This window comes from Haloferax sp. Atlit-6N, assembly GCF_003383195.1.
Lineage (GTDB): Archaea > Halobacteriota > Halobacteria > Halobacteriales > Haloferacaceae > Haloferax > Haloferax gibbonsii.
In genome coordinates, this window is record NZ_QEQJ01000145.1 from 1 (window position 1) to 551 (window position 551).

Annotated in this window: 1 protein-coding gene; it reads left to right on the plus strand. The window is 70.2% G+C overall.

Annotated features, from left to right (window positions below; all coding sequences use genetic code 11):
• Positions 1-19: 19 nt before the first annotated feature.
• Positions 20-551, plus strand: a 532-nt coding sequence (locus DEQ92_RS21640) for a GNAT family N-acetyltransferase (RefSeq protein ID WP_147299562.1), incomplete at its 3' end; no start/stop codon positions are given.

The following is a 551-nucleotide window of genomic DNA, read 5'->3' on the forward strand; positions in this document are numbered from 1 at the left end:
GCGGCGTCGGACGGTACGTATGAGCGACGACTCCGGTCCGGACGCCGACTCGGGACCCCAGACTGCGGCGACAGACGCGACGGCGTCCGACGCGACGGTCTCGCTCCGGACCGCGAGACCGACTGACGCCGCCGCGATCCGTGGGATCTACGCGCCGTTCGTCCGCGACTCGCCGGCGACGTTCCGGACCGAGGTGCCGACGGTCGAAGAGCTCGAATCGAAGATCCGCGCGAAGCGCGCGGTCGACGAGTACCCCTGGTACGTCGCCGTCAGCGACGCGGTGGGGCGCGACCACGAGATCGTCGGCTACGCCTACGCCAGCCAACTCCGCGAGCGTGCGGCGTACCGCTGGACCGTCGAGACGTCGATCTACGTCGATCCCGAGACACATCGATCCGGCGTGGGAACGCGACTGTACGACCGCCTGCTCGACACGCTCCGCCGGCAGGGGTACTGCTCGGCGTACGCCGCGCTGGGAATGCCGAACCCCGAGAGCGAGCGCTTTCACGAACGGCACGGCTTCGAGCGCGTCCGACAGTTCCCCGCTGCCG